Annotated in this window: 19 protein-coding genes and 1 riboswitch; of the genes, 10 read left to right on the top strand and 9 right to left on the bottom strand. The window is 73.9% G+C overall.

Features of this window, described 5'->3' with window-relative positions:
- Nucleotides 1–42: 42 nt before the first annotated feature.
- The 3 genes from AC1UE4_RS18885 to AC1UE4_RS18875 all read right to left on the bottom strand — a co-directional run bounded on the left by AC1UE4_RS18885 (nucleotide 43) and on the right by AC1UE4_RS18875 (nucleotide 2,939).
- The gene (locus AC1UE4_RS18885; RefSeq protein WP_482918854.1) at nucleotides 43–861 is read right to left on the bottom strand and encodes an SDR family NAD(P)-dependent oxidoreductase; all 819 of its coding nucleotides are present in this window, start codon (nucleotides 859–861) and stop codon (nucleotides 43–45) included.
- 120 nt (nucleotides 862–981) lie between these two features.
- On the bottom strand, nucleotides 982–1,767 hold the full coding sequence (locus AC1UE4_RS18880) for an HAD family hydrolase (RefSeq protein WP_482918853.1): 786 nt from the start codon (nucleotides 1,765–1,767) through the stop codon (nucleotides 982–984).
- Complete coding sequence (locus tag AC1UE4_RS18875) at nucleotides 1,764–2,939, bottom strand: acetyl-CoA C-acetyltransferase (protein ID WP_482918852.1); 1,176 nt, start codon at nucleotides 2,937–2,939, stop codon at nucleotides 1,764–1,766. The genes AC1UE4_RS18880 and AC1UE4_RS18875 overlap by 4 nt, the downstream gene beginning before the upstream one ends.
- A 16-nt stretch (nucleotides 2,940–2,955) precedes the next feature.
- On the opposite strand from AC1UE4_RS18875, the gene AC1UE4_RS18870 reads away from it, so the two are divergent.
- Both AC1UE4_RS18870 and AC1UE4_RS18865 read left to right on the top strand, forming a co-directional pair.
- Nucleotides 2,956–4,500 carry a lysyl oxidase family protein gene (locus AC1UE4_RS18870; protein WP_482918851.1) on the top strand — a complete coding sequence of 515 codons (1,545 nt, stop codon included), beginning with the start codon at nucleotides 2,956–2,958 and terminating at the stop codon, nucleotides 4,498–4,500.
- 13 nt (nucleotides 4,501–4,513) lie between these two features.
- Nucleotides 4,514–5,965 (top strand): leucyl aminopeptidase, encoded by a 1,452-nt coding sequence (locus AC1UE4_RS18865; RefSeq protein WP_482918850.1) that lies wholly within the window; start codon nucleotides 4,514–4,516, stop codon nucleotides 5,963–5,965.
- A gap of 6 nt (nucleotides 5,966–5,971) precedes the next feature.
- Here AC1UE4_RS18865 and AC1UE4_RS18860 read toward each other — a convergent pair whose 3' ends face one another.
- Complete coding sequence (locus AC1UE4_RS18860) at nucleotides 5,972–8,746, bottom strand: helix-turn-helix transcriptional regulator (RefSeq protein WP_482918849.1); 2,775 nt, start codon at nucleotides 8,744–8,746, stop codon at nucleotides 5,972–5,974.
- Nucleotides 8,747–8,757: 11 nt separating this feature from the next.
- Entirely contained in the window at nucleotides 8,758–9,198 is a 441-nt protein-coding gene (locus AC1UE4_RS18855; RefSeq protein WP_482918848.1) for a MaoC family dehydratase, read from the bottom strand.
- 56 nt (nucleotides 9,199–9,254) lie between these two features.
- Between AC1UE4_RS18855 and AC1UE4_RS18850 the strand changes: the two genes are divergently transcribed.
- The 5 genes from AC1UE4_RS18850 (at nucleotide 9,255) to AC1UE4_RS18830 (ending at nucleotide 14,128) form a co-directional block, all read left to right on the top strand.
- Nucleotides 9,255–9,926 carry a FadR/GntR family transcriptional regulator gene (locus tag AC1UE4_RS18850; protein WP_482918847.1) on the top strand — a complete coding sequence of 224 codons (672 nt, stop codon included), beginning with the start codon at nucleotides 9,255–9,257 and terminating at the stop codon, nucleotides 9,924–9,926.
- On the top strand, nucleotides 9,923–10,255 hold the full coding sequence (locus tag AC1UE4_RS18845; RefSeq protein WP_482918846.1) for a hypothetical protein: 333 nt from the start codon (nucleotides 9,923–9,925) through the stop codon (nucleotides 10,253–10,255). Before AC1UE4_RS18850 ends, AC1UE4_RS18845 begins: the two co-directional genes overlap by 4 nt.
- On the top strand, nucleotides 10,252–11,799 hold the full coding sequence (locus AC1UE4_RS18840) for a GMC family oxidoreductase N-terminal domain-containing protein (RefSeq protein WP_482918845.1): 1,548 nt from the start codon (nucleotides 10,252–10,254) through the stop codon (nucleotides 11,797–11,799). The genes AC1UE4_RS18845 and AC1UE4_RS18840 overlap by 4 nt, the downstream gene beginning before the upstream one ends.
- Nucleotides 11,796–12,815: a hypothetical protein gene (locus AC1UE4_RS18835; RefSeq protein ID WP_482918844.1), complete on the top strand. Its 1,020-nt coding sequence runs from the start codon at nucleotides 11,796–11,798 to the stop codon at nucleotides 12,813–12,815. Before AC1UE4_RS18840 ends, AC1UE4_RS18835 begins: the two co-directional genes overlap by 4 nt.
- A 107-nt stretch (nucleotides 12,816–12,922) precedes the next feature.
- Complete coding sequence (locus tag AC1UE4_RS18830; protein WP_482918843.1) at nucleotides 12,923–14,128, top strand: hypothetical protein; 1,206 nt, start codon at nucleotides 12,923–12,925, stop codon at nucleotides 14,126–14,128.
- A 5-nt stretch (nucleotides 14,129–14,133) separates the two neighbouring features.
- Here the strand turns inward: AC1UE4_RS18830 and AC1UE4_RS18825 are convergent, their stop codons facing one another.
- Genes AC1UE4_RS18825 through meaB form a run of 3 tightly spaced genes read right to left on the bottom strand, consistent with a single transcriptional unit; the run spans nucleotide 14,134 to nucleotide 16,581 of the window.
- Entirely contained in the window at nucleotides 14,134–14,961 is an 828-nt protein-coding gene (locus AC1UE4_RS18825; protein ID WP_482918842.1) for an enoyl-CoA hydratase/isomerase family protein, read from the bottom strand.
- Nucleotides 14,962–14,982: 21 nt separating this feature from the next.
- Nucleotides 14,983–15,552 carry a TetR/AcrR family transcriptional regulator gene (locus AC1UE4_RS18820; RefSeq protein ID WP_482918841.1) on the bottom strand — a complete coding sequence of 190 codons (570 nt, stop codon included), beginning with the start codon at nucleotides 15,550–15,552 and terminating at the stop codon, nucleotides 14,983–14,985.
- Nucleotides 15,553–15,606: 54 nt separating this feature from the next.
- The gene (meaB, locus tag AC1UE4_RS18815) at nucleotides 15,607–16,581 is read right to left on the bottom strand and encodes a methylmalonyl Co-A mutase-associated GTPase MeaB (RefSeq protein WP_482918840.1); all 975 of its coding nucleotides are present in this window, start codon (nucleotides 16,579–16,581) and stop codon (nucleotides 15,607–15,609) included.
- Nucleotides 16,582–16,613: 32 nt separating this feature from the next.
- Here meaB and AC1UE4_RS18810 point away from each other — a divergent pair, with 32 nt between their 5' ends.
- The 3 genes from AC1UE4_RS18810 to AC1UE4_RS18800 are packed head-to-tail and all read left to right on the top strand — an operon-like array spanning nucleotide 16,614 to nucleotide 18,466.
- Complete coding sequence (locus AC1UE4_RS18810) at nucleotides 16,614–17,300, top strand: acyltransferase (protein WP_482918839.1); 687 nt, start codon at nucleotides 16,614–16,616, stop codon at nucleotides 17,298–17,300.
- Complete coding sequence (locus tag AC1UE4_RS18805) at nucleotides 17,291–17,545, top strand: DUF3253 domain-containing protein (protein ID WP_482918838.1); 255 nt, start codon at nucleotides 17,291–17,293, stop codon at nucleotides 17,543–17,545. The genes AC1UE4_RS18810 and AC1UE4_RS18805 overlap by 10 nt, the downstream gene beginning before the upstream one ends.
- A gap of 36 nt (nucleotides 17,546–17,581) precedes the next feature.
- Nucleotides 17,582–18,466, top strand: a complete 885-nt coding sequence (locus tag AC1UE4_RS18800; RefSeq protein ID WP_482918837.1) for an alpha/beta hydrolase family protein — start codon at nucleotides 17,582–17,584, stop codon at nucleotides 18,464–18,466.
- Nucleotides 18,467–19,051: 585 nt separating this feature from the next.
- On the opposite strand, the gene AC1UE4_RS18795 is transcribed toward AC1UE4_RS18800, so the two are convergent.
- Entirely contained in the window at nucleotides 19,052–19,714 is a 663-nt protein-coding gene (locus AC1UE4_RS18795) for a transglycosylase family protein (protein ID WP_482918836.1), read from the bottom strand.
- A riboswitch (cyclic di-AMP (ydaO/yuaA leader) is annotated at nucleotides 19,710–19,881 on the bottom strand. It overlaps the preceding gene by 5 nt.
- Nucleotides 19,882–19,936 lie beyond the last annotated feature (55 nt).

Below are 19,936 nucleotides of genomic sequence, written 5' to 3'. Positions count from 1 at the left end.
AGGTAGCGAAGTGAGTCGCGACTCACAAGTGCAGTGTGACCGCTACCACATGGCGGTGGTGCCGCCGTCGATGACGAACGTGCTCCCGTTGCAATAGCTGCTCTCGTCCGACGCCAGCCACAGCGCGCCGTAGGCGATCTCCTCGGGCGTGCCCGTGCGCCCCAGCGGGTTCCACGTCGGCGCGAACGCGGGCTCGTTCAGGGCGTCGACGACCGGCGCGATCATCGGCGTGTCGATGAAGCCCGGGCAGAGCGCGTTGGTGCGGATGTTCTCCGGCCCGTACGCGACCGCCATCGAGCGCGAGAGGTTCACGATCGCGCCCTTCGCCGCCGTGTAGGCGTGGGCGTCGGCCGCGCCGGCGAGGCCCCAGATGCTCGCGACGTTGATGATCGACCCGCCGCCGCGCTTGCGCAGCTCGGGGATCGCGTGGCGCGCGACGTACGCGACCGAGTTGAGGTTGATCCCGAGGACGTGCTCCCACTCCTCCGGCGGCGTGTCGGCGATCGGCTCCATCGACTTCGGCCGGACCTCCTTGTAGGAGTAGCCGACCCCGGCGTTGCTGACCACGATGTCGAGCCCGCCGCCCTCGCGGGCCGCGGCCTGGATGACCTTCGCGGCGTCTTCGTCGCGTGAGAGGTCGGCGGAGACGACGATGCCGCGGCCGCCCGCTCCCTCGACCGCGGCGAGCGCCTCGTCGAGCTTGCTCTGCGTGCGCGAAGCGCCGACGACGAACGCGCCGGCCTCGGCGAACATCTCGAAGATCGCGCGGCCGATGCCGGTGGACGCGCCGGTCACGACCGCGACCTTGCCCTCGAGCCGGCCCGCGACCGTCCTCCTGCCCTGCGTAGCCGTGCTGGCCATGGTTGCTCCTCCCGATCCGACGGACGTTCCACGGCATGAGACCGGAGGCGGCCGACTGCCAACGCGCCAGCCGCGCCGGGCGCTGTGAGGACCCCGAAGGGGGCGCGGAGAGACCGCGGGTTAGCGGCGGACCGCGCGGCGAACGGCGCCGCCGGACGCGCGGCGCGTGGCGACCTCGCGGCCGATGCCGCCGACGGCGGCCATGGCGACGCCGGCGGCGACGACGCGCAGGCGGCGGCCGAGTCGCTCGAACCGCATGACGTCCCAGCCCTCCTCGCGGGCGGTTCGCAGCAGCGCCGCGTCGGGGTTCACCGCGACGGGATGGCCGACCGCGCGCAGCATCGGCAGGTCCGACTCGCTGTCGGAGTACGCGTACGAGGCGGCGAGGTCGATGCCCTCGCGGGCGGCCAGCTCGCGCATCGCGACCGCCTTGCCCTCGCGGTACGTGAACGGGCCGTCGGGGCGGCCCGTGTAGCGGCCGTCGGCGATCTCCGACCGCGCGCCGATGCCGCCGTCGAAGACGAGCACCTGCGCCAGCAGCTCGGCGAGCTCGTGCGACGCGGCCGTGACGATGTACGCGCGGCGTCCCTCGTCCTGGTGGCGCCAGGCGACCTCGAGCATCTGCGGGTAGACGCGCGGCAGCACGCCGGCGAGCACGCGCGGCCCGAGGCGCTGGAGGTCGATGACGCGAGTGTCCTTGATCGACGCGAAGATCCGGTCGCGCAGCTGGTCGGTCGCCTCGTCGGTCGAGCCTTGGAGGCGGAACTTCACGTTCGACCACGCGTCCCGGGCGAGCTGGCGACGCGAGAGCAGGCCCGCCTCGTAGCTCGCCCGGCCGAACTGGAACGCGCTCGACCCCGCCATGAGCGTGCGGTCGAGGTCGAAGAAGGCTGCGGCTTCGCTCACACCTTGATGAGCAGCGCGTCGCCCTGCCCGCCGCCCGAGCAGATGGCGGCCATGCCGTAGCCGCCGCCGCGGCGGCGGAGCTCGTGCACGAGCGTGCCGATGATGCGCGCGCCCGAGGCGCCGATCGGGTGGCCCAGCGCGACGGCGCCGCCGTTGACGTTGACCTTCTCCTCGTCGATGCCGAGCATGCGGATCGAGTTGAGCGTCACGGAGGCGAACGCCTCGTTGATCTCCCAGAGGTCGACGTCCTCGGCGCTCATGCCGAGCTTGTCGAGCAGCTTCTTCGCGGCGCTCGCCGGCGTGCGCGCGAGGTAGGGGAAGTCGTCGGCGACCTGGGCCTGCCCGACGATCTCGGCGAGGACCTCCTTGCCGTTCGAGCTCGCCCACTCCTCGCTGGAGAGCACGAGCGCGCCGCCGCCGTCGTTGACGCCCGGCGAGTTGCCGGCCGTGTGCGAGCCCTCCTTGCCGACGAGTCCGGGCAGCTTGGCGAGCGCCTCGAGCGACGAACCGCGGCGCGGACCCTCGTCGATCTCGACGACCGTTTCGCCCTTGCGGCTCTTCACCGTCACCGGGACGATCTCGTCGCTCATGCGGCCCTCGTCGATGGCGGCAAGGGCGCGCTCGTGCGAGCGCAGCGCCCAGCGGTCGAGGTCGGGGCGCGTCAGCTCGAGCTCCTCGCCGACCTCCGTGGCCTCCACGAACATCTGCTTGCCGCTGAACGGGTTCGTCAGCCCGTCGTGGACCATCGCGTCGAGCGCCTTCGCGTCGCCCATGCGGTAGCCGAAGCGCGCCTGCGGCAGCAGGTACGGCGCCTGCGACATCGACTCCATGCCGCCGCCGACGCCGACCGTCACGTCGCCGGCGCGGATCGCGGAGTCGAGGATGCCGACCGCGCGCACGCCCGACGCGCAGACCTTGTTGATGGTCTCCGAGGAGACCTCCTTCGGGATGCCGGCCTTGATCTGGGCCTGGCGCGAGGGGATCTGCCCCTGGCCGGCCTGCAGCACCTGGCCCATCACGACGTGGTCGACCTGGCCGGGCTCGACGTTCGCGCGCTCGAGCGCGCACTGGATCGCGGTCCCGCCGAGCTCGGTGGCGTCGAGGGTCGAAAGTCCCCCGCCGAGCTTGCCGATAGGAGTACGAGCGGTTCCGAGGATGACGGTCTTGGTCATGTCAAGCTCCGGTTTCGTGACGGGACGAACCCGCAAGACGATATCCGCGGCCCTCGCCGCGGCGCTGCTCGCCGCCGTCCCCGCTCATGCCGCAATGCCGGACCTCGTCGCCGATCCCCCTGTCGACGTCAAGGTCCAGCACGACACGACGAACGGGGATGCGTTGCTCCTGCGCTTCACCGGCTACGTCCACAACGCAGGACCCGGGGTCTTCGAGATCGACGGAACGCAACCGAACGATCTCCTCATGGGTCAGGTGAAACAGCGGGTCTACGACGGCGGTTCCTTCACCGACCTCGTCCTCTCGCCCCTCGCAGAGCTCCGCTACGAGACCAACGACACGCACGACCACTGGCATCTCATGCGCATCGCGTCGTACCGCTTGACGACGCTGGATGGGAAGACGGACGTCGCTCCCGCCATGAAGGTCGGCTTCTGCCTGATGGACAGCGACCCGGTCGAGACAGCCGGTTCGCCGACCTACACCGCTGACTGCCAGCGTCACAACACGAGTCCGAGCGAAGTGAAGATGGGAGTCTCACCCGGCTGGCGCGACGTCTACGGCTGGAGCCTCGCGTTCCAGTGGGTCGACGTGAGCGCGGTGCAGCCGGGGCTCTACCGGCTGCGCGCGGACATCGATCCCCAGAACGTCGTGCACGAGGCCAACGAGGTCAACGCGCCGGCCTACTCGGCGGCCGGCGTGACCGTGCCGGGCTACGTGGCGAAGCCGGTTCAGGCGAGCGCGCAGGACGTCGGGCCGGTGCCGGTGACGCTCGGCGCCGCGAAGTACGAGCGCGCGGACTGGGTGATGGGCGCCCCGGAGTGGCGGATCGTCGACCCGCCGCGGCACGGGACGCTCGACGTGCCGGCGGACGAGTGGTTCTCCGGGTCGACCATCCACTACACGCCGACCGACCCCACGGGCGACGGCGACACGTTCACGTACGCGGTCCGCGACGCGAGCTCGCCGCTGTTCCCCACCTCGCCCGCCACCGCCGCCGTCACCGTCGACTTCAACGGGAAGGGACCGGTGGCCATCTCCGGCGCGCCCGCGCGCATGGTGGCGGGGTCGAGTGTCCAGCTCAGCGCGTCGCGAGCGGTGACGTGGGCGGCGTCGGCCGGGTCGATCACCGCGGACGGGCTCTTCCGCGCGCCCGGGGACGGCACGGCGACGGTGACCGCGCGGACCGCCGGCGGGGCGACGGCGCAGACGACGATCGCGATCGACCCGCCCCCGCCCGTCGTCTCGCGGCCGGCGGCGCCGATCAAGACGTCCACGACGCCGAAGGCCCCGGTGCTGGAGGTCTCGACCACCCGGCGCGGGCCGTTCGTCGCGGCCAGCGTCCGGACCCTCCGCGCCGGCCGCGTCCGGCTGACGCTGCTGAGCGGCAACCGGAAGGTGCGGACGTGCTCGTTCCGCGTCGTGCGCAAGCGGCTGTACGGCTGCCGGCTGCGGGTGCCGAAGAAGGTGGGCAGGCTCACGGTGAGCGCGGTGCTGGTTTCCACCGGGCATGCACGGCTCGCGCGCCGGATCCCGGTCAGTTCGCCGCTTCGCCACTAGGCTCCGCGCCTTCATGCGCGTCCAGAGCACCACCGACTCCCCGCGCGAGACGAGCGCGGACACCGTCGTCGTCGGCGTCTTCGACGGCGAGGACATCGCCCACGACGTCGACGGCACCCTCCAGGGACTTCTCGACGGCGGCGAGGCCAAGCGCGCCTTCCGCAAGCTCGCGGTCGCCCACGCCGCCGGCAAGCGCTGGATCGTCCTCGGCCTCGGCGAGCGCGACCGCTTCGACGCCGAGCGCGCCCGCGTCGCCGCCGCCACCGCGCTCGGCCGCGCGAAGGAGCTCGGGACGACGACGCTGTGCTGGGAGGTCCCCCACCACGTCGACGACCGCGTCGTCGGCGGCCTCGTCGAGGGCACCGTGCTGGCGGACTACGCCTTCACCGCCTTCAAGTCGTCCGGGAACGACGACGACAACGGCGTCGGGGAGCTGCTCGTCAGCGCCCACCACGACGTCTCCGCGCCGGTCGACCGCGCGGCCGTGCTCGCCGCCGCGACGAACGCCGCGCGCGACCTGCAGAACACGCCCGCCAACCACATGACGCCGTCGAAGCTGGCCGAGCGCGCCGAGGCGCTCGCCGCGCAGCACGACGGGCTGAGCGTCGAGGTCGAGCGGCGCGACGGCATCGTCGCCCGCGGGATGGGCGCGTTCGCCGCCGTCGCGCAGGGCAGCGACGAGGAGCCCGCGCTCATCACGCTCGCATGGGCGGGCGCGAAGGGCGGCACGCCCGCACTGGGGCTCGTCGGCAAGGCGGTCACGTTCGACAGCGGCGGCATCTCGATCAAGCCCGCGGGCAAGATGCACGAGATGAAGTTCGACATGTCGGGCGGCGCCGCGGTCCTCGAGGCCATGGGCGCCATCGCGGCGCTCGGGCTTCCGATCGACGTCGTCGCGATCGTCGGCGCGACGGAGAACCTGCCGAGCGGCCGCGCGATGAAGCCCGGCGACGTCGTGACCGCGATGAACGGCACGACGATCGAGATCAACAACACGGACGCCGAGGGCCGGCTCGTGCTCGCCGACTGCCTGGCCCGGGCGGTCGAGCTCGGCGCCGAGCGGCTCGTCGACGTCGCGACGCTCACCGGCGCGATCGTCATCGCGCTCGGCTCGACGTACGCGGGGCTCATGAGCAACGACGACGCGTGGGCGGCCGAGATCGAGGAGGCGGGCCGCACGACCGGCGAGGTCGTCTGGCGCCTGCCGCTGCACGAGGAGTACAGCGACCTCATCAAGGGCCGCTACGCCGACATCACGAACGCGGTCGAGGCGCGCAAGGCGGGATCGATCACCGCCGCCGAGTTCCTCAAGCGCTTCGTCGGCGACACGCCGTGGGCGCACCTCGACATCGCCGGGACCGGCTGGGACTGGGGTCGCGCGTACTCCCCGAAGGCCGGCAACGGCACGCCGCTGCGGCTGCTCGTCGAGCTCGCCGAGCGCGTGGCCGACGAAGCCGGCGTCTGACGGCCGTCAGGCGACGCCGGCCGTCTGCTGGACGTCGCCCGCCATCCGGCGGGCGAGCTCGGTCCGCGAGCGGATGCCGAGCTTGCGGTAGATCGACGACAGGTGGTGCTCGACCGTCTTCGGGCTGAGGAAGATCGCGGCCGCCACCTCGCGGTTCGTCAGGCCCTCGGCGACGCGCAGGGCGACCTGCAGCTCGCTCGGCGTCAGCGTCTCGGAGTCCGAGCCCGCCCAGCCGGACGAGCGGCGCAGCGTCTGTCCGGTCGCGCCGAGCTCGGCGCGGGCGCGCTCGGCCCACGGCGCCGCGTTGATCCGCTCGAACGCCTCGGCCGCCTGCGCGAGCTGCTCGCGCGCGGCGACGCGCTCGCCCGCACGGCGCAGGCGCTCCCCGTACGCGAGCCGCGTGCGCGCGGCCGGGAACGGCTGGTCGGACTTCGCGTGGAACTCGAGCGCGCGCTCGAAGTGCTCGGCGAAGCTGTCGTCGTCGGCCATCATCCCGCGGCCGCGCGCGGCGACCGCGTGGGCCCAGCTGCGCCCGGTCCGCATGGCGCTGTCCTCGAGCCGCGCGATCGCCCGCTCCGCCTCGTCGCGCCGGCCGAGGCGCAGGTACGACTCGATGAGGTCGCTCTCGAACTGCAGGAACGACGGCTCTCGGCCCTGCAGCGCGAGGCGCGCGGCGTACGCGCGCTCGAGGTGCTCGATGGCGTCGTCGAGGCGCTCGGCGGCAAGCGCGGCGAATCCGATCGCCACCTCCGCGTAGACGATGAGCGGCCCTCCGAACGCGCTCGTGATCTCGAGCGCCTCCTCGGTGTGCCGCTGCGCGCTCTCGCCCTCGCCGCGCGCCGCCTCGAGCGACGCGAGCGTCGTCAGGGCGAGCGCGAGCTGCGGAAGCTGGCCGGTCTCGCGCGCGAGCGCCTCCGCCTCGGCGGCGTCGGCGATGCCGCTCGCCCACCGGCCGCGGCGGTCGCTCAGCTGCGCGCGGACGTTGAGCGGGAAGACGAGCCGGCCGACGGCGCTCGCGGTGCGGGCGGCGTCGAGCTGGCGGTTGAGGATCTTCTCCGCCTCGTCGAAGCGCTCCAGCCACGTCAGCTCCAGCGCGGCGAACGTGATCAGCTCGGACGCGTGCGGCAGCGGGTCGCCCTCGAGCAGCAGCGGCATCGCCTGCTCGAAGAACCACTCCGCGGCGACGGCCTCGCCGATCGGGACGAGCGCGAGCGCCTGCGCGAGCATCGCGAAGCGCTCGAGGTGCTCGTCCTTGCCGCCGACGAGCTCGAGCGCGCGCTCGGCCGCCTTGAGGTGGGCGACGGCATCGCCGGTGATCATGTCGCCGATCCCGAGCTCGATGAGCAGGTTCGCGGCGTCGAGCGGTGAGGCCTCGGCGCACCGCTCGGCCTCCTCGACGAGCAGCCGGCGACCCTCGGCGATGCCGCCGTGGCGGATCTCGATGCGGCCGCGCAGGATGCGCAGGCGGCTGGCGAGCTCCTCCGCCTCGGGGAGGCGCTCGGCCTCGTCGAGACGCGCGAGCGCCTCGGCGGCGCGGCCCTCCTCGGCGAGGTCGGCGGCGGCGGTGGCGAGGCGCTCGACGCGGGCGAGCGGGTCGGCGCTGAGCTCGGCCGCACGGGTCGACGCGGCGGCGGCCGCGCCGGGCGCGCCGCGGCCGCGGGCATCGGCGGCGGCCTGGTCGAGCGCACGGGCCGCGTCCTCGTCGGCGCCGAGCGCGGCGCTCGACAGATGCCATGCGCGGGTCGACGGGTCGGTGGCGACCTCGGCGAGCGCGCGGTGCGCGGCCAGGCGGGCGCTGCTCGTCGCGCTGTGGTAGGCGAGCGAGCGCAGCAGCGGGTGGCGGAAGCCGACCTCGCCGTGCTCGATGCGCAGCAGGCCGGCGGCCTCGCAGCCCTCGAGGTCGTCGAGCGTGAGGTCGACCTTGCGCAGCGCGGCGAGGGCCAGCGTCGCGGGGCCGCTCTCGAGCGCGGCGACGACGGTGAGCGCCTTGCGGGCGTCGTCGTCGAGGCAGTCGAGGCGCTCGCGGAACGATCGCTCGACGCCCGATCCCGGCGGCAGCCGCAGCGCCGGGCCGGTGCCGTGGCCGGCGAGGTCGCCGTTCGTCAGCGCCGAGGGCAGCTCGTGCAGCGCGAGCGGGTTGCCGCCGGCGGTGCGGACGAGCTCCTCGGTCAGCGTGCTCGAGGCGCGCGCACCGACACGCTCGCGGATCACCTTGCGCGCAGCGTCGTCGTCGAGGCGCCCGACCTCGCTGACGTCGAGGCCGGCGAAGGCCGGCATGAGCGCCTCGTCGGGGCGGCCGGCGAGGAGGAAGACGACGCCCTCGGCGCCGAGCCGGCGCGCGGCGAAGAGGATCGCCCGCAGCGAGCCGGGGTCGAGCCACTGCAGGTCGTCCACGACGGCGAGCAGCGGCTGGTCCTCGGCGGCGGCGCCGAGCATCGAGAGCACCGCGGCGGGGACGGCGAACGGGTCATGCGGCGCGGGCGGCTCGATCGCCAGCGCGGTGCCGAGCGCCCGTGCCTGGACCGGCGGGATCCGGTCGCGGACGTCGAGGATCGGCGCGAGCAGGGTGTGCAGCGCCGCGAACGGCAGGTCCCGCTCGGATTCGTAGCCGCTGGCGCGCAGCACGCGCAGGTCGCTCGCTCGTTCGACGGCAGCTTCGAGCAGGGCGGTCTTGCCGATCCCCGCCTCCCCCGTGAGCACCAGGGCGCCGCTGCGGCCGTCCCGGGCACACTGGAGCAGCTCGTCGATGCGAGCGAGCTCCGAGTCCCTTCCGTGGAGCATCGCGGGCAAGCCTACAGCCGCAGGACGCGGACGACCGAGTCGGCGACGCACACCGGCTTGTCGCCGCCGCGCAGCTCGACCGTGAACCGCTGGATCATCTCGACCCAGCCGTCGCCGCGCTCACGGACGTCCGTGACCTCCATCGTCGCGCGGACCTCGCCGCCCGACGGCACCGGCGCGGGGAACCGCACGCGGTCGTAGCCCATGTTCACGCCGAGCTTCGCGCCGGCCGGCCTCGGTCCGGCGAGCTCGTCGCGGAAGCCGTCGATGAGCGAGAGCGTCAGGTTCCCGTGCGCGATCGTCGTCCCGTACGGGCTCTCCGTCCTCGCCCGCTCGACGTCGACGTGGATCCACTGCCTGTCGCCGGTGAGCCGCGCGAACGCGTCGATCTCCTCCTGCGTCACGCGCCGCCACGCCGAGGGCCCGAGGACCGTGCCGACCACGATCTCCATCCCGCGCGGACCCTACTGACGCGATCGTCCCCGGGATGTGTCTATTGTTCCGATCAATGGAACTTCGGAGGACCACCGCATCGCAGGAGCTCTTCGCGGTCCTGCGCGACGAGATCCTCGCCGGGCGGTACGCACCCGGCGAGAAGCTGCCGCCGCAGCGGACGCTTGCGACGGAGTACACGCTGAACGCGACCACGGTGCGCGAGGCGATCAAGCGACTTGAGCAGATGGGTCTCGTCGAGGTACGCCACGGCGACGCGATGCGCGTCGCGGACTGGCGGACCGCCAGCGGCCTCGACGTCATCGCCCACGTCCTGTTCGACGCCTCGGGCCCGCGGCCGGACACGCTGTCGTCGCTGATGGAGGCGCGCCGGTTCCTCCTCTCGTCGGCCGCCGCGCTCGCGGCGGAGCGCCGCACGGACGAGCAGGCGCGCGAGCTCGTCGCCCTCGCCCGCGTCGCCGCCGCCGAGCAGACCGCCGACTTCACGTTCTTCGCCGCCCTCGTCGAGGCGTCGGGGAACATCGTCTTCCAGCTCATCCTCAACAGCGTCCGCCCCGTGTACTTCCAGCACGCGGCGCTGTTCGACGGGCTGATCACCGCCGACCAGGAGGCGATGTACGTGCGTGCGGCCGCCGCGGTCGAGGCGCGCGACGCGACGGCCGCGCACGCCGCGGTCACCGAGCTGGCGCTGCGGCAGGAGCGCGCCCTGGCGGAGGCGCTCCGATGACCGCCCGCGAGCGCCGCATGGTCGAGCGGCTCGTCACGGAGGCGGTCCGCCCCGCGGCACCGCTGCCGCCGGTCGAGCGCACCGACGCCCTCGTCGCCTTCGAGGCCTCCCTCGGCCACGCGCCGCTGCCGGTGCGCACGGCCCTGCGCCTCCTCATCGCCGCGACCGACGCCGCCCCGCGCCGCCTTGCCAACGCCCGCGTCCTCCTCCGCCGCTTCGCCGCGCAGGCCTACTACGGAGATCCGGCGGTGATGCGCGCGCTCGGCTACGACGCCGAAGCCGTCGTCGCCCGCGCGACCGCGGTGAGGATCGCGGAGGGACGGCCATGAGGAGCACGGGCGCCGCCTCGTACGGCGACGGACGGGCGATCTTCCATCCGCGCCAGGTCCGGGTCGAGCGGGGCTCCTCCATCTCCGGCCGGCGGCGGATCAAGGCGGACGCGGTCGTCGTGGGCACCGGGGCCGGCGGTGCGGTCGTCGCGAAGGAGCTCGCGGAGGGCGGGCTGTCGGTCGTGATGCTCGAAGAGGGCGAGTGGCTGCAGCCGTCGGACTTCACGGCGCGGCCGCGCGACGACGCTCCACGGCACTACCGCGACGGCGCGATGGTCACGACGCTCGGCAACGTGCCGATCGTGCTGCCGCTCGGGCGGGCGGTCGGCGGGACGACGATCCTCAACTCGGCCACGTGCTACCGGACGCCGCCCGCGCTCCTCGACGCGTGGGGGCTGTGGTCGGCGGAGGAGCTCGACCCGTGCTTCCGGCGCGCCGAGCGCATCTACAACGTCTGCCGCGTCCCCCGCGAGCTCGCCGGCCGCAACGCGCACGTGATGGAGCGCGGGGCCGAGGCGCTCGGCTGGTCGGGCGAGTACCTGCACCGCGCGTCGCGGGGGTGCATCGGCTCGGGCGTCTGCGGCTTCGGCTGCCCGTCGGGGGGCAAGCAGCACACGGCGAACACGTACGTCCCGCTCGCGTGGGACGCGGGCGCGGTCACCATCACCGGCGCGCACGCCGTGAAGGTCGAGCCCGGCCGCGGCGTCACGGCGCGCACGAAGGGCGGCGGGCGCCTGCGCGTCGACGCCGAGCTCGTCGTCGTCGCCTGCGGCACGATCCACACGCCGGTCCTGCTGCGCCGCAGCGGCCTCGACGCGCCCGGCCTCGGCCGCAACCTGTCGATCCATCCGGCGACGGGCGTGTTCGCCGAGCTCGACGAGGACGTCGACATGACGCGCGGCGTCCCGCAGGCCTACGCGGTCGACGAGTTCGCCGCAGAGGGCCTGATGCTCGAGGGCTGGGCGGGCTCACCGGACATGCTCGCCCTCTCACTGCCAGCGACCGGCGACGAGCACCGCGAGACGATGCTCGGCTACCGGCGCGTCGCGCACGCGGGCCTGATGATCCGCGACACCAGCCGCGGCCGCGTCCACCAGCTCGGCGGCCGTGCGCTCATCCGCTACGACGTCAACCGCGCCGACGCCGACCTGCTCGTGCGCGGGATCGCGCGCGCGGCGGAGCTGGAGCTCGCGGCCGGCGCGCGCCGCGTCCACGTCCCGATCCGCGGCGCCGCGCCGGTCACGTCCGCCGAGCAGGCGCGCGGGCTGACCGCCCGCGCGAAGGACCTCGGGCTGACGGCGTTCCACCCGCTCGGCACGGCGGCAGCGGGCACGGTCGTCGACCGCGACCTGCGCTTCGGCGGGCAGCCCGGGCTGCTCGTCGCCGATGGGTCGGTCGTGCCGTCGGCGCTCGGCGTGAACCCGCAGCTGACGATCATGGCGCTCGCCACGCGCGCCGCGTTCGCCGCGCTCGGCACGGCGCCGCCCGCGGACGAGCCGGCCTCGGAGTCGCTGGGCCGCGCGTTCGAGATGATGCGCGCATGAGCGGTCGACCGCCGGCGGAGCCGCGCTTCCCGCACGTCGCTGCGGACGCGCCGCACTACGAGAGCTACTTCCTCAAGGCCAACCATCCGGCGGGGCAGCGCGCGTTCTGGCTGCGGCACACCGTGCACCAGCGGCCGGGAGAGGCGCCGACGGCGTCGCTGTGGCTGACGCTCTTCGACGCGAGCGCCGCCGAGCCGGTCCGCGCGGGCAAGCAGACCGTCGGCGCCGAGGGGCTGCGCGTCCCCGCCGGCGGGCTGATCGGCATCGCGGAGGCGGAGCTGCGCGACGGCGCTGCCGCGGGCGCGGTGCGCTCGGCGACGCTGAGCGAGACGTGGGACCTGCGGCTCGAGGACGCGGGCGAGGAGCTGCGCCACCTCCCCGCCGGCTGGATGTACGAGGCGAAGCTGCCGAAGACGAAGTCGGTCACGCCGTGGCCCGCCGTGCGGGTGAGCGGCACGATGGCCGGCTGGGACGTCGGCGGCTGGAGCGGGCTGCTCAGCCACAACTGGGGCGCCGAGCACGCCGAGCGCTGGATCTGGACGCACTGCGGCCGCTTCGCCGGCTACGGGCGCGACACGTGGCTGGAGCTCGTGCTCGGCCGGATCAAGCTCGGCGGCTGGACGGTGCCGTGGCTCGGGAATGGGGTGCTCTCGCTCGACGGCGAGCGCCACCGCCTCGGCGGCCCGCAGCGCGCCCGCTCGACCGTCGTCGACGAGACGCCGACCGGCGTGCGGTTCCTCGTCACGGGCGGCGACGTGCGCGTCGAGGCCGAGGTGCGCGCGCCCCGCGAGCACTTCGTCTGCTGGCGCTACGCCGACCCCGCCGGGCCCGAGCACCACAGCGCCCACTCGTCGATCGCCGACATGACGGTGCGCGTGCGCTTGCGCGGCGAGGAGATCGTGCTCGACGGACGCGGCGCGGGCTCGTACGAGCTCGGGATGCACGAGACCGACCACGGTCTCGAGGTGCAGCCGTACGCTGACGGCGTGGTGGACGAGCCGGTCGGCACCTCCTGAGGCGGGCAGCCCTCCTGTGGCTGGTCCTCGTCGCGGCGTACGCGGCGACGATCGGGATCGACGCGTCCGGCGGGGCCCCGCTCGCGCCCGGCGAGGCGCGCGTGCTGATGGGCGCCGAATCGATCGTCTCCGACGCCGACATCGACCTGCGCGACGAGTACCGCGAGCGCGTCTACGCGGACTGGACCGACGAGCCGCTCGTGCCCGTCGCCGGGCTGACCGAGGGCCGGCTGCACGAGCCGCCGGGCGTCGGGATGGCCCTCCTGCTCGCGCCCGCGTACGCGCTTGCCGGCCGCGTGGGAGCGGAGCTCATGGTCGCGATGCTGCTGGCGCTCGGCTTCGTGGCGGCGGCCGCGATCGCGCGGCGCCTGGTGCCCGAGCCGTGGGCGACGCGCGCCGCGCTGGTCGGCGGCCTGTCGGCGCCGGCGCTCGGCTGGTCGACGGCGATCGCGCCCGAGCCGGTCGCCGCCGCGGCGATCGCGATCGCGGCCGTCTTCGCCCTGCGCGTGCGCGAGGCGCCCGCGCCGCGCCGCGCGGTCGGCGCGGCGGTGATGATCGGCGCGCTGCCGTGGCTGAGCGTCAAGTTCCTCCCCGCGGCCGTCGTGCTCGCGGCCGTCCTCGCGCGCTGGCTGCGCCGCCGCCGCCGCGGCCTGGCGGCGTTCGTCTCGCTCGAGGTCGTCCTCATCTCGGGCGTCCTGCTGCTGACGGTGTACGAGCGGCTTTACAAGGGGCTGTCGCCGTACGCCGCCGTGCCGGGACCGCCGACCGGCATCGACGACGCGGGCGATGCGATCGCACGCATCCCGCGCATCGTCACGGGCTTCCTCGATCCCGACGTCGGCCTGCTCGTGTGGGCGCCGTTCGGCGTGCTCGCCTTCGTCGCGCTCGTCCTGCTGGCGTGGTCGGTGCGAGAGCGCCTGCACGTCGCGCTGCCCGCCGTCGTCGACATCGAGGTGAGCGCGGCGCTGCTCGTCGTCCTCTGCGCCGCTCAGGGCGTCCTCGCGACGATGGCCACGCCGTCGCTCGACGAGCCTGCGTTCCCCGCCCGCGAGCTCATCCCGGTCCTCCCGATCGGGACCGCGCTGTGCGCCTGGGGCCTGCGTCACGCGCCCCGAGCGGGAGCCGCCCTCGCCGCCGCGACGCTCGGCGCGAGCGCCTGGCTGCTCATCGGCGGTCGCTTCGGAGGAGAGCTCGCCCCACCGTCCGGCCCGCTGCCGTGGGGCGGCGCCGAGACCGTCGTCACCGCCCTCGTCGCCGCCGCGCTCGTCGCGCTCGTCGCCGACGAGATGCGCAAGGAACGACTCACGGCGTAGGCGGCTCAGCTCTTCGCGAGCAGGCGGCGCACGTTGCCCTGGAAGGCGGCGGTCGTGAAGCAGCTCGGCTCGGCGAACTCCTCCATGGTCAGGGAGTGGTCCCAGGTCGCGTCGGCGGCGGCGCGCAGGAGCGGCTTGGACATCTCCAGCGCGTGCGGGGGGAGCTTGGCGATGCGGTCGCACCAGCGGTCGGCTGCGGCGAGGAGGTCGTCGTGCGCGACGACCTCCTGGACGAGGCCGAGCTCGTGGGCGCGCTGCGCGTGGACGTGCTCCCCGCCGGCGAAGAAGGCGAACGCGCCCTGGTAGCCGAGCGCGCGGGTCAGCGCCCAGCTCGTCCCGACCTCGGGCAGCAGGCCGAGCCGGCCGAACGCGGGAACGATCACCGCACGCTCGGAGGCGACGACGACGTCGCAGGTCAGCGCCCAGGCGAGGCCGACGCCGGCGGCGGGGCCGTTGAGCGCGGCGATGAACGCGGTGTCGCTGCGCGCGATCAGCCGCGCGACGCCGCCGAACTCGCGCCGGATCCAGCGCCAGATGTCCGCGGCGCCCTCGTCCTCGCCGGCGAGGTGCTCCTCGGCGAGCAGCATCATCTTCAGATCGCCGCCCGCGCTGAAGCCGGGGTCCGCGCCGGTGAGCACGATGCTCCGCACCGCCCGGTCGGCGACGAGCTCCTCGAGCGCGGCGCGCAGCTGGAACACGAGGCCGGCGCTGAGCACGTTCAGCCGCTCCGGCTCGCGCAGCGTCACGACCGCGCGGTCCTCGCGCCGGTCCACCTCGACGCGCCGCTCGGCGGTCGCCGCTCCTTCCTCGATCAGCTGGTCGTAGATGCCCATCGGGTCGCTCCTCTTCGGCGTTCAGGTCGCGAGGACGGCGCGGACGGCCGCCTCGAGCCGCCGCCGGTCGGCCGGCGGCGGGGTCGTTCGCCCGTCGAGGTGCCGGCGGGCGAACCCGTACGGCACGTCGATGCAGGCCAGCTCCAGCAGCTCGCGGTCCGCGCGGCGGGCGGAGCCGCGCGTGCGCCGGGCGATCGAGCGCAGCAGCTCGGCGATCGGCGCGTTCGCGCCGTCGAGGCTGCGCACCACCTCATCCGAGAGCGACAGCGCCTCGAGGTCCGCGGGCCGGAACGCGCCGAGCAGCAGCGCGTCCTCGCGCTCGGCGAGGCAGAAGTCGTAGATCGCCAGCGCGATCGCCACCGGATCCGGATCGTCGACGGCCAGCGCCGCGTCCTGGCACCGCCGGGCGGCGCGCAGCCACAGCCGCGCGATCAGGTCGTCGACCGAACGGAACCGGTGGTAGATCGACCCGTTCGTCGCCGAGGACGCCGCCGCGACCGACTGCAAGGTCACCGCCCGCGGTCCCCGCGCCACCACGACGGCCCGCGCGGCGTCGAGGATGTCGTCGTCGCTGAAGGCCGTCCGCGGCACGCACTAGAGACTACTCTCTAGAGAGAGTCCTCCACAAGCGGGCGGGACGACGGGTCAGCGGGACGTCGGCGGGGCGGCTTCGGCGGTGTCGACGCGCTCGAGCAGCTCGGCGGCCGCGGTCGCCGGGTCGATGCGGCGCGCGGCGACCTCGTCGATGAGCTGGCCGAAGCGCTCGTCGTCGTCGAGCGCCTCCTCCATCCGGCGGCGCAGCCGGCCGGTGCAGATGGCGAGGATCTCGTGGCGCAGGTTGCGGCGGCGGCGCTCCTGCAGCGTGCCCTCGGACTCGAGGTGCGCGCGGTGCTCGGCGATCGTCTCGACGAGCTGCTCGATCCCCACGCCGCGGGTCGCCTCGGTCTTGATGATCGGCACGCGCCAGCCGCGCTGCGGAGCCAGCGACAGCACGCCGCGGATCTCTCGGACCATCGTGTCGGTCAGCGGGTGGTCGGCCTTGTTGACGACGATGATGTCCGGGATCTCCATCACGCCGGCCTTCAGCGCCTGCACCGAGTCGCCGGAGCCGGGGATGAGCACGAGCACCACGGTGTCGGCGTGGTCGATGATGTCGACCTCCGCCTGCCCCACGCCGACCGTCTCGAGGATCACGTCGTCCTTGCCCGACGCGTCCATCAGCAGCGCCGCCTGCAGCGTCGCCTCGGCGAGCCCGCCCAGCGCCCCGCGGTTCGCCATCGAGCGGATGAAGACGCCGGGGTCGAGGAAGTGCTCGGTCAGCCGGATGCGGTCGCCGAGCAGCGCGCCGTGGGTGAACGGCGACGACGGATCGATCGACACGACGCCGACGGTGCGGTCCGCCGCGCGCTTGGCCTTCGTCAGCGCGGCGATGAGCGTCGACTTGCCGGCGCCCGGCGGCCCCGTGAGCCCGAGCAGGTCGGCCTTCCCCGTGTGGGGATAGACCTCCTTGACGATCTCCCAGCCCTCGGGCTCGTCGTCCTCCACGAGCGAGATCGCACGCGCCAATGCGCGCTTGTCCCCTCGGAGCAGGCGCTCCGCGATGGTCCCCTGAGGCGGCATGAGCGGAGGATCCTAGGATCTTCGCCGACACCGTGGTCGAGCCAGCCGTCCAGATCCCGATCGTCACGAGCCCGCCGAAGTGGGAGGTCCGCGGGGACCCGCCCCCGCTGCACGGCGGCCCGCTGACGTTCCTGCGCTTCGCGCGGCGCAACAAGATGCTCACGCCGGGCTACGCGTACCTGCTCGTACGGCTCGCCTGGCTGAAGCTGCGCTGGCGCGGCCGGCTGAAGGTCGACGGCATCGCGTTCGTCTGCCCCGGCGTGAAGTTCGAGATCGGCAAGAACGCCATGGTGCACCTCGGTCGCTGGTCGTGGCTCGGGAACGGCACGAAGGTCCGCGCGCACGAGGGCGAGGTCCGCATCGGCGCGAAGTCCGTGCTCGGCCAGGAGTGCACGATCTCCTCGTTCCAGCACGTCTCGATCGGCCGCGAGTGCATCGTCGCCGACCGCGTGATGCTCATCGACTTCGACCACGGCGTCGTCGAGGTCGAGCGCCCCATCCGCTTCCAGGGCATCTACAAGCGCGACGTCAAGGTCGGGAACAACGTCTGGATGGGCTACGGCGCTTGCGTGCTGCGCGGCTGCAAGGTCGGCGACAACAGCATCCTCGGCACCTACACCGTCGTCACGAAGGACATCCCGCCGAACTCCGTCGCCGTCGGCGTCCCCGCGAAGGTCGTCCGCAAGCGCGACCGTCCCCGCCGGATGAAGTGGGCGTAGACCAGCGCATCGAGGCGGCGATCGCCGCGCTGCTCGAGCTGCGCGACGCCGGCAAGACGATCTGCCCATCCGAGGCGGCGCGCGCGCTCGCCCCGCAGGACTGGCGCCCGCTCATGCAGCCCGTGCGCGAGACGGCGTTCGCGATGGCCGACGAGGGACGCCTCGAGGTCACCCAGCGCGGCGAGGTCGTCGACCCGCGCACCGCGCGCGGCCCGATCCGCCTGCGCCTGCCGCAGCGCCCGTAGACGCAAGTTCCCACCGCGCGGTGCGTCTCAGACGACGTGCACACGCTTCGGAGCCTCGTCCTCGCCTGCGCGCTCGCCGCGGGCGCCTCCGCCGCCGTCGCCGGGTCCGCGGCGGCGCAGAACCCGGTCATCGGCGTCGACATGAGCTGCTACGCCCCGGCCGGCAACCCCGAGCCGGGGTCGGCCGAGTGGATGCAGCGCGACCTCGAGAACCAGCGCTGCGCGTCGCTGCGCCCGCGCGACCAGCTCGCCAGCCCGGCGTTCGGGTTCGGCAACCAGACGCAGGGCGCGGAGCTCTACGCCGAGCAGACCGCGGACGAGCTGAGCGATCCGACCGACCCGCACGGCGGCGTCACGACGCGCGTCCCCGGCGCCAAGTCCGCCGATCCGTTCCGCACGGTGCGCCGCTGGGAGACCGCCGGCTACGGCCGCGTCAGCTCCGTGGAGCTCAAGGCGCTCAACGGCTCGACGCTGTCGGGCCACGTGTGGGCGCCGCCGGCCAGCGTCAAGCGCCCGAAGGCCGGCTACCCCGGCGTCGTCATCACCGACGGCTCGGTGCAGGGCTACGAGGAGCTCTACTACTGGGCCGCGCAGGACCTCGCGTCGGCCGGCTACCTGGTGCTCACCTACGACGTCCAGGGCCAGGGCGACTCGTCGCTGTTCGGCGACGACTGCCCCGGCGAGTGCTCGGGCGTCCCGTACCAGCAGGACTACAACTTCTTCCAGGGCGCCGAGGACTCGCTGAGCTTCTTCGTCTCCGGCAAGAACCCGTGGTCGGATGCGCTCGACCGCGACCGCGTGGCCATGCCGGCCACTCGCTCGGCGCGTCCGCCGTCAGCGTCGTCGGCCAGTGCGACGACCGCGTCAAGACGATCGTCGCCTGGGACGGGCTGCGCGCCATCGAGAGCTGCGACGGCGTGACGATCCCCGAGGAGCACCGGACGAGCAAGCTCATCAACGTCCCGGCGCTCGGACTCACGAACGACTACCTGTTCAACACGCAGCCGATGCCCGAGGCGCCGGACCCCGACGAGAAGGCGGCCGGCTACCAGCAGATCCGCGACGCGGGCCTCGACGCGCAGCTCGTCACGCTGCGCAACGCGACGCACCTCGCGTACACGTACATCCCGCTCGTCTTCCAGTCCAACCAGCTCGGCGAGCGGATGGCCTCGTACTTCACGAAGGCGTGGCTCGACTGGAAGCTGCGCGGCGACGAGAGCGGCTTCGAGCGGCTCGTCGCCGCGTCGTTCGACGACAGCGTCGACAAGACGTCGATCGGGGCCGGCACCTACGACCCGGCGAAGGCGAACCCGGCCGACCCGTACGCGGGGAACGTGCCCTACCTGATCAAGGGCATCCCGATCCGGGACGCGGTGTCGTTCTACTACCGGTCGGCGTTCTCGCTGCGCGACCCCCGCGCCGCCGGCGCGCCGTGGGTGTGTCCCGACATGCGCGCCGGCTGCCCGGCGAGGCCTGCGGCGGTGACGCCGAAGAAGCGCTCCGCCGCTACGAAGAAGCGCACACGGGCCAAGCGCTGCGCCCCTGCGTCTCGAGCAGCTGCGCGGCGAGGCGGTCCTGCTCGGCCTCGGGCGCAGCGGCGGGATCGCCGGTGCCGCCGAGCGACTGCCAGGTCGAACGGCTGAACTGGTACTTGCCGCGGTACTGACCGTCCGGCGAGATCGCGGTCGGGTCGCCGCCCGACTCGCATTGGGCGATGCGCGCGAGCAGGTCGCTCGGCGCGCTGCTGCTCGTCGCCTTCGCGGCCGACAGGCCGAGCGCGGCGAGCGTCTGCGGCCCCACGATGCCGTCGACCGTCAGGCCGTTGCGGCGCTGGAAGCGCTTGATCGCACGACGGGTCTGCGGGCCGGCGATGCCGTCGGCCGGGATGCCGAGCGCCTGCTGGACCTGCGCCGTCGTGCTGGTCCCGGACGAGCTCTCGCCCGTCGACTGGGCGAACGCCCCGCCGGCGCCGATCGCCAGCATCGCCGTCGCGGTCACGATGGCGCGCCGCCCGCCGCGGCCGGCGCGCTCGCGGCGGCGGCGCCGGGCACGGCGCTCGACCGCCGCGCGCAGCGAGCGGCGCACGTGGGTCTCGTCGGCGAGGTCGCGCGGCGCCGATATGGCGTGCAGAGGCTCCTCGTTGATGGGCACGTCGAACTGCTCCTTCATGTCGTCGCGGCGCCTACGAGGTGAGCTGACGGGCTCGCGCTGGACGTGCGCTACGCCAAGAGCACTTGGCGATTCGCCCCGTGAGCGTGCGCCGGTACGGCGCGCTCGCTCGGTTGGGTCCCCCGCTTCCGGGCATGCGACAGCCCGGAACTCGGCGTTGTTCGAGCGGCGGAGTGTAGAGGACTCGCTCGGCGGAACGCCGGTGCGCCTGCACGTGGGGTA

Source organism: Parviterribacter kavangonensis, from assembly GCF_056863335.1.
The sequence above is the reverse complement of the archived record's forward strand: the minus strand, read 5'-3'. Positions and strand labels throughout refer to the sequence as shown.

Coding starts and splice junctions, on each gene's coding strand:
- AC1UE4_RS18885 (WP_482918854.1), bottom strand. CDS start 861: ATGGCCAGCACGGCTACGCAGGGCAGGAGGACGGTCGCGGGCCGGCTC.
- AC1UE4_RS18875 (WP_482918852.1), bottom strand. CDS start 2,939: ATGACCAAGACCGTCATCCTCGGAACCGCTCGTACTCCTATCGGCAAG.
- AC1UE4_RS18865 (WP_482918850.1), top strand. CDS start 4,514: ATGCGCGTCCAGAGCACCACCGACTCCCCGCGCGAGACGAGCGCGGAC.
- AC1UE4_RS18860 (WP_482918849.1), bottom strand. CDS start 8,746: ATGCTCCACGGAAGGGACTCGGAGCTCGCTCGCATCGACGAGCTGCTC.
- AC1UE4_RS18855 (WP_482918848.1), bottom strand. CDS start 9,198: ATGGAGATCGTGGTCGGCACGGTCCTCGGGCCCTCGGCGTGGCGGCGC.
- AC1UE4_RS18850 (WP_482918847.1), top strand. CDS start 9,255: ATGGAACTTCGGAGGACCACCGCATCGCAGGAGCTCTTCGCGGTCCTG.
- AC1UE4_RS18845 (WP_482918846.1), top strand. CDS start 9,923: ATGACCGCCCGCGAGCGCCGCATGGTCGAGCGGCTCGTCACGGAGGCG.
- AC1UE4_RS18840 (WP_482918845.1), top strand. CDS start 10,252: ATGAGGAGCACGGGCGCCGCCTCGTACGGCGACGGACGGGCGATCTTC.
- AC1UE4_RS18835 (WP_482918844.1), top strand. CDS start 11,796: ATGAGCGGTCGACCGCCGGCGGAGCCGCGCTTCCCGCACGTCGCTGCG.
- AC1UE4_RS18830 (WP_482918843.1), top strand. CDS start 12,923: ATGGGCGCCGAATCGATCGTCTCCGACGCCGACATCGACCTGCGCGAC.
- AC1UE4_RS18825 (WP_482918842.1), bottom strand. CDS start 14,961: ATGGGCATCTACGACCAGCTGATCGAGGAAGGAGCGGCGACCGCCGAG.
- meaB (WP_482918840.1), bottom strand. CDS start 16,581: ATGCCGCCTCAGGGGACCATCGCGGAGCGCCTGCTCCGAGGGGACAAG.
- AC1UE4_RS18795 (WP_482918836.1), bottom strand. CDS start 19,714: ATGAAGGAGCAGTTCGACGTGCCCATCAACGAGGAGCCTCTGCACGCC.